The sequence below is a fragment of the Limnohabitans sp. Rim8 genome (assembly GCF_945901735.1).
Lineage (GTDB): Bacteria > Pseudomonadota > Gammaproteobacteria > Burkholderiales > Burkholderiaceae_C > Limnohabitans_A.
Genome location: NZ_CAMDLM010000008.1, coordinates 117,633 through 125,829 on the forward strand (window position 1 = coordinate 117,633; position 8,197 = coordinate 125,829).

At 55.3% G+C, this 8,197-nt stretch carries 11 protein-coding genes and 1 tRNA gene; 5 read left to right on the forward strand and 7 right to left on the reverse strand.

What is annotated here, in order from left to right; genetic code table 11:
* The first annotated feature begins 49 nt into the window (after window positions 1-49).
* Window positions 50-916, forward strand: a complete 867-nt coding sequence (locus Q0O99_RS06075) for a M48 family metallopeptidase (protein ID WP_293749571.1) — start codon at window positions 50-52, stop codon at window positions 914-916.
* Window positions 917-932: 16 nt separating this feature from the next.
* On the opposite strand, the gene Q0O99_RS06080 is transcribed toward Q0O99_RS06075, so the two are convergent.
* The gene (locus Q0O99_RS06080) at window positions 933-1,574 is read right to left on the reverse strand and encodes an MBL fold metallo-hydrolase (protein ID WP_293749572.1); all 642 of its coding nucleotides are present in this window, start codon (window positions 1,572-1,574) and stop codon (window positions 933-935) included.
* Window positions 1,575-1,783: 209 nt separating this feature from the next.
* Here Q0O99_RS06080 and Q0O99_RS06085 point away from each other — a divergent pair, with 209 nt between their 5' ends.
* On the forward strand, window positions 1,784-2,500 hold the full coding sequence (locus tag Q0O99_RS06085; RefSeq protein ID WP_293749573.1) for an SAM-dependent methyltransferase: 717 nt from the start codon (window positions 1,784-1,786) through the stop codon (window positions 2,498-2,500).
* Between the two features lie 18 nt (window positions 2,501-2,518).
* Here the strand turns inward: Q0O99_RS06085 and Q0O99_RS06090 are convergent, their stop codons facing one another.
* Window positions 2,519-3,310 carry an exodeoxyribonuclease III gene (locus Q0O99_RS06090; RefSeq protein WP_293749591.1) on the reverse strand — a complete coding sequence of 264 codons (792 nt, stop codon included), beginning with the start codon at window positions 3,308-3,310 and terminating at the stop codon, window positions 2,519-2,521.
* Between the two features lie 10 nt (window positions 3,311-3,320).
* On the opposite strand from Q0O99_RS06090, the gene pyrE reads away from it, so the two are divergent.
* Together pyrE and Q0O99_RS06100 are read left to right on the forward strand one after the other, a co-directional pair.
* The gene (gene pyrE, locus Q0O99_RS06095; protein WP_293749575.1) at window positions 3,321-4,025 is read left to right on the forward strand and encodes an orotate phosphoribosyltransferase; all 705 of its coding nucleotides are present in this window, start codon (window positions 3,321-3,323) and stop codon (window positions 4,023-4,025) included.
* Between the two features lie 71 nt (window positions 4,026-4,096).
* Entirely contained in the window at window positions 4,097-4,687 is a 591-nt protein-coding gene (locus tag Q0O99_RS06100; RefSeq protein ID WP_293749577.1) for a C40 family peptidase, read from the forward strand.
* A gap of 49 nt (window positions 4,688-4,736) precedes the next feature.
* On the opposite strand, the gene Q0O99_RS06105 is transcribed toward Q0O99_RS06100, so the two are convergent.
* A tRNA-Arg gene (locus Q0O99_RS06105) sits at window positions 4,737-4,812 on the reverse strand.
* Window positions 4,813-4,953: 141 nt separating this feature from the next.
* Here Q0O99_RS06105 and Q0O99_RS06110 point away from each other — a divergent pair.
* The gene (locus tag Q0O99_RS06110) at window positions 4,954-5,481 is read left to right on the forward strand and encodes a c-type cytochrome (RefSeq protein ID WP_293749579.1); all 528 of its coding nucleotides are present in this window, start codon (window positions 4,954-4,956) and stop codon (window positions 5,479-5,481) included.
* Window positions 5,482-5,524: 43 nt separating this feature from the next.
* Here Q0O99_RS06110 and Q0O99_RS06115 read toward each other — a convergent pair whose 3' ends face one another.
* The 4 genes from Q0O99_RS06115 to Q0O99_RS06130 form a co-directional block, all read right to left on the reverse strand.
* Entirely contained in the window at window positions 5,525-6,073 is a 549-nt protein-coding gene (locus Q0O99_RS06115; RefSeq protein ID WP_293749581.1) for a DUF2946 family protein, read from the reverse strand.
* On the reverse strand, window positions 6,073-7,080 hold the full coding sequence (locus tag Q0O99_RS06120) for an alpha/beta fold hydrolase (protein WP_293749582.1): 1,008 nt from the start codon (window positions 7,078-7,080) through the stop codon (window positions 6,073-6,075). Before Q0O99_RS06120 ends, Q0O99_RS06115 begins: the two co-directional genes overlap by 1 nt.
* Window positions 7,081-7,085: 5 nt before the next feature.
* Window positions 7,086-7,535: a nuclear transport factor 2 family protein gene (locus Q0O99_RS06125; RefSeq protein WP_293749584.1), complete on the reverse strand. Its 450-nt coding sequence runs from the start codon at window positions 7,533-7,535 to the stop codon at window positions 7,086-7,088.
* A gap of 115 nt (window positions 7,536-7,650) precedes the next feature.
* Window positions 7,651-8,064 carry a F0F1 ATP synthase subunit epsilon gene (locus Q0O99_RS06130; RefSeq protein ID WP_293749585.1) on the reverse strand — a complete coding sequence of 138 codons (414 nt, stop codon included), beginning with the start codon at window positions 8,062-8,064 and terminating at the stop codon, window positions 7,651-7,653.
* Window positions 8,065-8,197: the final 133 nt, after the last annotated feature.

The window sequence follows — 8,197 nt, forward strand, 5'->3', positions numbered from 1 at the left end:
GATGCCAGCTGAAACCTCATGTCAACACATTCGATATCATTGACCCATCATGTGTTTTATTTGCAATTTCAAAACCCCTGCTGTTAACCCCGGGTCGGACGATACCTCATCGCCCCGATGGCAAGCTCGCCGCGCTTTTCTGCTGGCTGCTGGCTCAACGGCTGCGGCAGGCGCGCTGGCTCAAGTGGACGTAGGCTCTTCTTCAAGTTTGCGTAAACTGGTGCCAGCCGAAACACTGGAAAATTCTGCACGGCAACAGTACACGCAGGTATTGTCAGAAGCCCGCACCAAAGGCATCTTGGCACCCGATGACCACCCGCAGTTGCAACGGTTACACACCATTGCGCAAAAACTCATTCCCCACACAACGCCTTGGAATCCTCGGTCGCGGGAGTGGAAGTGGCAGGTCAACCTGATTGGCAGCAAACAGATCAACGCTTGGTGCATGCCGGGCGGCAAAATTGCCTTCTACACGGGCATCTTGGACCAACTGAAACTGAACGACGATGAAGTCGCCATGATCATGGGGCACGAGATGGCCCATGCACTGCGAGAGCATGCCCGAGAGCGCTTGGCCAAAAGCCAAGCCACCAGCATTGGTTTGTCAATTGCATCGCAACTTTTAGGCTTGGGTTCGCTGGGCGATGTCGCTGCCAACTTGGGCACGCAACTGCTCACACTCAAATACAGCCGAGATGACGAAACCGAATCAGATTTGGTCGGTTTGGAAATCGCCTCGCGTGGCGGCTACAAGCCCGAGGCCAGTGTGAGTCTGTGGCAAAAAATGCAAGCAGCCAGTGGCAATGGCAGCCCTTCATTCTTGTCAACCCACCCGAGTGGTGCCAATCGCATTGAAGAGCTTCAAGCCAACCTACCTAAGGTGCAACACCTTTACGAAAAAGCACGTCGGGATTGACTGCACAGTGACCCTGTCACTGATCCCGCACATAAGGATTGGTCTGCCTCTCGCGTCCAAAAGTGCTTTCGGGACCGTGGCCGGGAATGAATACGGTGTCACGGCCCATGGGCCATAAACGCTGGGTGATGCTGGCGATCAAATCCTCGTGGTTACCTTGCGGAAAATCGGTTCGGCCAATGCTGCCGGCGAACAGCACATCACCCACAAAGGCCCGCTTGATCTCGGGTGAATAAAACACCACATGACCTGGTGTGTGCCCTGGACAGTGGCGCACTTGCAAAGTGTGCGCCCCCAGTGTCACGGTGTCCCCGTCAGCCAACCAGCGTGTGGGATGGAAAACCCGTGCGGGTGGAAAACCATAAGCGGCCGCAGCCTGAGGCAATCCATCAATCCAGAATTGGTCTGCCGGATGCGGCCCAATGATGGGCAAGCCGCCCAGCTGCTCGGCGAGATCAGCCGTACCCGACGCGTGGTCCAGATGGCCGTGCGTGATCCAAATTTGCTCAAGCTTCAAGTCGTGTTGCCGGACCGCATCCAAAATCAAATCCAGGTCTCCGCCTGGGTCGACCACGGCAGCCTGACGGCTTTGGTCATCCCAGACCACGGAACAATTTTGCTGGAAGGGTGTGACGGGAATGGTTTGGTATTGAAGCATGGGCAAATTATAGAAAAGGCAGCAGCAGACGATGGCGCAACAACGCCTGCCACCAGTGTGCCCTGCCTCAGAGACGGCCACCACAATGCGCCGCCATTGACCGTGCGTTGATGCACACAGACTCTGCGTACCCGCTGTTCTTCGCAAGGTGTACAGTCCTTGCAGCCAGCGCTTGGGGGTTTTGTTTTTGCGCTGCAACGAATGTCCTTTTGCACCCTTCCACTCTCGGCTACCTGACCAAACAGGAAAGCATCGCGGTGTTCGGCGTGGATGATTTGCTCATCCGCTCCCTGCTCGACAAAAACCAGTTTCATGACCCGCTGGACGAAGCCTTGAATTTGGGTATTTCATCGGCCATGTGGCCTTTGTTTGGTTTGCTTTGGCCTTCGGGTCAGCACATGGCTGAGCGCATGGCCCTTCGTCCAGTGACCGATGAGCGTATTTTGGAAATTGGCTGCGGCTTGGGCCTGTCCAGCCTGATTGCACACCGACGTGGTGCCAACGTCACGGCCAGTGACTGTCACCCGCTCACGCATGCTTTTTTAGATGAAAACACCCGATTGAACGGCTTGTCTCCCATGAACTACCGCCATGGCTTGTGGGGCACTGCAGCCCTGCGCGAGGACGGATTGCCTGTACTGACTTCGTCACAAGACGAAGATGTCAGTGGACTGTTCGAATTGATTGTGGGCAGCGATATTTTGTATGAGCGAGACGACGAAGGCACTCTGGCCAACTTCATTGATGCCCACGCTGCTGTGGCCTCGGAAATTTGGGTGGTGGACCCCAACCGTGGCAACCGCGCAGCGTTTCACAGACACATGGGGCGTGTGGGCTTTGCCATGCAGGAGCAGGTTCTAGACCAAGTGGCTCACGGTGAACAGCCCGCCTACAAAGGTCGCATGCTCACCTACACCCGCGGCTGAAGGCAAAAGGTCCAAGGTTCAAAGCAAGCCGTCATACAAAATGGTGATTGGTGCGTGGTCAGAGAACTTCTCACTCTTGTAAATGTGCTCGGTGCGAGCCTTCTCGGCCACAGCCGGTGTGGCCAAGTGGTAGTCCAGCCGCCAGCCCACATTCTTGGCGTAGGCCTGACCGCGGTTGCTCCACCAGGTGTAGCAGTCGTCGGTGGTTTCGGGTTTCAATCGGCGGTACACGTCCACCACACCGCCTTCGGTGGTCAACTGCGTCATCCACTGGCGCTCTTCGGGCAAGAAGCCACTGTTCTTGAGGTTGCCCTTCCAGTTCTTCAGGTCAGCTTGTTGGTGCGCGATGTTGACGTCGCTGCACACAATGAAGTCACGCTCGGCCTTGAGGGTCATCAGGTGCGGGTACATTTTGTTCAAGAAGCGAAACTTGGCTTCTTGCCGCTCAGGGCCGGACGATCCACTGGGAAAGTACACGCTGATGATGGACAACTTGCGGGCGGGTGTGTCAAAGCGCGTTTCCACATAGCGACCTTCGGCGTCGAATTCGCCGCCATCAAAGCCGACCACCACATCGCTGGGCTCGTGCCGCGTGTACACACCCACGCCCGAGTAGCCTTTTTTCTCAGCAAAGTGGAAGTGGCCTTTCAAGCCTGCCAGTTCTTCAAACTTGCCCGCCACATCGGGGGCCTGGGCTTTGACCTCTTGCACGCAAATACAATCGGGCTTCTCTTGCGCCAGCCAGGCTTCGACCCCTTTGGTCGTGGCCGAACGGATGCCGTTGAGGTTGAGGCTGGTGAGTTTGAACAAGGATTTCCCCATGGTGACAGGACAGACAAGCAGCGCCGAGATGCAGGCGCTCGCTCAGGAATTTGTGCAATTTGCGGTCGACTCGGGCGTGCTGCGCTTTGGCGAATTCAAAACCAAAGCCGGACGCATGAGCCCTTACTTCTTCAACGCGGGCCTGTTTGACGATGGCGCCAAACTCAGCCGACTGGCGCAATTCTATGCAAAAGCCCTGCTGGCCAGTGGCATCGAGTTCGACATGATTTTTGGCCCCGCCTACAAGGGCATCCCCCTGGGCGCGGCTGTGGCCATCGAGCTGGCCCGTCTGGGCAAGAACGTGCCTTTTGCCTACAACCGCAAGGAAGCCAAGGACCACGGCGAAGGCGGCTCTTTGGTGGGCGCACCGCTCAGAGGACGCGTGCTGATCGTGGACGACGTGATGAGTGTCGGTACCGCTGCGCGGGAATCGATTGCCCTGATTCAGGCCGCTGGGGCCACGCCCCATGCCATTGCCATTGCGCTGGACCGTCAGGAAATGGCGACCGAAAAACAAGCCGATGGCTCGGTCCGAGATGTGCCTCACAGTGCAGTTCAATATGTTCGCCAGACCTTGGGCATGGCCGTTTGCTGCATTGCCGAGTTGTCTGACCTGTTGGCTTATTTATCTGCTCAAAGCGGCAGCGATGTCGGACTGCATCTGCCTATGGTGCAGGCTTACAGGGACCGCTACGGCGTCTGAAGGGTGCTCATCACGGCTGGTGACGGGCTTGAACGTGCCCAACCGTGTCAAAGCCCTGTGGGCTTGTTATCATGCTCCCCCCATGCAACTTTATCCAAACCGTGATCACTAAGGCGACTGCCCTGGCCGCGAGCCTCATGTTGGCCGCCACACTGTGCTTTGCTGCGCCTGAAGACGCACAGCAGGCCGTGGACAAGCGCACCATGGATTCTGTCAATTTGCTGTTGTTGGGGGATCAGGTCAAGAACACGGTGGGTGAAAAAACCAACCAAATGCTGGGCAAAGCCATGACCCTTCTTGGGGTTCCCTACAAACGGGGTGGATCATCTACGGACACTGGTTTTGATTGCAGCGGTTTTGTTCGGCATATTTATGAGACCTCTGTGGGTCGATTGCTGCCTCGTCGTGCCGACGAGCAAGCCAAAACCACAGAGAAAATTGACCGCAGTGACCTTAACCCAGGCGACTTGGTCTTCTTCAACACCATGCGCCGCACTTTCAGCCATGTGGGCATCTACATTGGCGACGGTAAATTCATCCATGCGCCCAGCGCTGGCAAAGCAGTCCGTGTGGATGATCTGCGCGCCGCCTATTGGACCAAACGCTTCACAGGTGCTCGACGGGTTCAAGAACCATTGGCTTCAGACACATCGACCCCTTGATCAGATGGCCTGAACAAAACGCCACCGCAAAGGGTGGCGAAATTGAATTTGGTGCGGCTGGCGGGGATCGAACCCACGACCCTTGGCTTCGGAGGCCAATACTCTATCCACTGAGCTACAGCCGCAACAGTTGGTGCACAAGCATTATCACATGGCTTCACATTCATCCTGTGACTTGAAAGCTCGGTGAAGGGCAGACCGCTATAATCTCGCGTTGATTCCGGACCATCCGAAGGCCTTCTGGCCAAGCCCTACTAGAGGATTTCATGAGCGATAACAGTCACGATCACCACGAAGCACATACAGGCCCTGTGAAAACCCCCAAGCAGATGCTTTTGCTGAGCCTTGCATCTTTCATCATTCCCGTTTTCATCATCATTGGCTTAGTGTTTTATGTCACATCGGCCAACAAGACCGCTCCTGGATCCAGCGACAGCGAAAAGTCAGTGGCGCAGCGAATCCAAAAAGTGGGCTCGATTGAAGTGCGTGATGCAAACCGCCCATTGAAAGCCGGTGAAGAAGTTTACAAAGCCCAATGCGTGGCATGCCACGCCGCTGGTGCTGCGGGAGCCCCCAAATTTGCCGATGTTGCTGCTTGGGCCCCGCGCATCAAGCAAGGCTTGGAGACCTTGGTCACTTCCGCGCTCAAAGGCAAAGGCGCCATGGGTGCTCAGGCAGGTGGCGACTTCAATGACATTGAAATCGCACGTGCAGTGGTTTACATGGCCAACAATGCCGGCTCCAAGTTTGAAGAGCCTGCAGCACCTGCTGCGGCTAACCCAGAGAAAAAGTGATCTTTCACTGGTTCATCAAAAACCGACCTGATGGTCGGTTTTTTTATGGCTTGCTGGCCTTGGCCACGGCTTGCGGACTGATCACGAATCCGTATTGATTTGGCAGATCCTTGGACTCACAATCCACCAACTTCCAGAGACCTTGCTCTAAGGCGTCAGCCACGTGACCAACATCCATGGAGTGAACCAAACCCAGCCCGAGCTCGGTTTCGAGGTACACGCGACCCGTTTCATCCATCAGGCATGCCCTCACTCGCGTGATTTCTCCGGTCTGTGCGGTAGGTGTGTATTGGTCATCCAGGCGCCACACGTAAGGCGTCAGCTCCAACTCCACGTAGACCCTTTGGGGTCCGTTTTGGAAGAACCATCTCCCCTGTTCATCGGCGGCGTAATTGCGATGAATGAACGCCACCAATTTTTCATGTTTCAGCACTGAACCTTTGGCTCCCGGGACTTCGCTTTGGAATAAACCCAAGCTCTGCACACGGTCGTCTCGCATATGCCATTGACCTCTGCTGTCCAGACCCAACCACCCATAACAGTCCGGCACATCCGGCCACTTGGCCATGGCTTGTTTGACGATGTCATCCATCACATGACACTCTTGGGTGAGCCCGTTTTTCGAGCTGCGTCGATCAGCCAACCACCCACAACATCGGGCAGTCCACGAACATGCCCGGGCCATGCGCCTTGCGCAAATCCCACATGACCACCATGCCGGGGATGCCACAAGGTGACTGCCGTAGACACATCTTGCTGTTGGGGCAAGCTGTGCACAGGCACAAAAGGGTCATTTTGTGCATTCAAGGCCAATGCCGGCATTTGGATGTTTTTCATGAACGGCTTGGCTGAAGCCTTTGTCCAGTAGTCGTCTGTGTTTTTGAATCCATGCAACGGCGCTGTAAAGACATCGTCAAACTCGTACAGATCTCGCGCAGCCAAGAGTTTTTTGGCGTCGAACAATCCGGGATATTGGGCCCATTTGGCCATGGCCCTGGGTTTCATGCTTCGCAAAAACATTCGGGTGTAGATTTGTCGGTTCAATCCTTGACCGATGGCTTTTCCGCTTTGGGTTAAATCAAGGGGTGAACAGATGGATGCAATGGCATCCGCCGTATGCAAAGCCATGTGACCATTTTCTCCTGCCCAACGCATCAAAGCATTGCCGCCCAACGAAACCCCTGCAGCCACCAAAGTTTGACCGCCTTCTTTTTTGTGTTTCAGTCTCAGCTTCTTCAAAATCCAATCGATTTCTTGGTGGTCTCCCGAATGGTAAGCCCTTGGGGCCTTGTTCAGTTCGCCACTACACCCCCTGAAATGGGGCAATGCACAGTTCAGATCATTTTCAGCAGCCCAATCTGCGAAAGCCATCGCGTAATGGCTAGCGGATGAGCCCTCCAGTCCATGAAAAAGCACCATCATGGGTCGGGCTGGGCAGCTGGCTTTTTGCATGTCCACATCGATGAAATCACCGTCTGGCGTTGCCCAGCGCTCACGTACTTTTGCCATTACGGGACCAAAATGTCGGCGCGAAAACAATGCAGGCCAAATGGTCTGCGCGTGACCTCCAGGCAGCCACGCAGGTGTTTTGAAGTTCATTGCTGTCAATGCAAGACTTGCGGTTTGACACCGACATCTGCCGCATCGTTTGGCGTTCCCGGACTGGTGTGGTGTGCCACCATGCGCCAGCCTTGAGGTGTCTTGTGATACACATTGGTGGCGATCACATAAGCGATCTGTCGCCCTTGCGGCGTCATGACTTCGACCCGTTCGACCAAATGGTGAACAGCACTGGCCAAAGATTCGATCTTGCGAATCCTTTCTGGATGTGCCTGCACACTGCCATTGCTGAACATGCTCTCAAATGCTGTTCGAATAGCCCCTTGCCCCACCAAGCGAGACCCACCTGGGTGGATGCAAACGATGTCATCCTCTTCAGCCCAACACCCCATGAGTTGCTCAATGTCTGCGTTGTGCAGCGCTTCGTAGAAATTATGTTCGACGTCATCTGGGGTTCCTCCCACGATGGCGGCTTGTAGTTTGGCTCGTTTCATGATGCGATCTAGTCTACACGTCTGAGGTGTGCGTCAAACAACAAAAAACCCGGTCGCATGACTGCGCCGGGTTTTGATGCGGCCTCTGTCGAAAGCCATCCACTGATTCAGTGGTTTACTTTTTGCGGTACTTGCGCAGCGCAGACAATTGAGCGGCCAAAACAGCCAATTCTGAAGTGGCACGGGCCAGATCAATTTCGCTTTTGGCGCTCTTCAAAGCCTCTTCGGCCAAAGCTTTGGCTGCATTGGCTTTCTCTTCGTCGAGGTCTTTACCGCGAATCGCAGTATCAGACAGCACGGTCACGCAGTCGGGCTGCACTTCCAGAATGCCGCCCGCAACGAAAACAAATTCTTCGCCACCGTCTGCCTTCTCGATGCGAACCGAGCCGGCTTTGATGCGGGTGATCAAGGGGGTATGGCGTGGGTAAATGCCCAGTTCGCCAGACTCGCCGGGCAGAGCTACAAAGCGGGCTTCACCCGACCAGATGGACTCTTCGGCACTGACCACATCAACGTGGATGGTGTTCATGTTTACTCCTTAAAAAGGTGCGTTCAAGCGGATTTCGGGGAGACTGGATCAGCCACCCCGATGCTCTGCTTTAGGCTGCCTTTTTGGCCTTTTCGAAAGCTTCGTCGATGGTGCCGACCATGTAGAAAGCTTG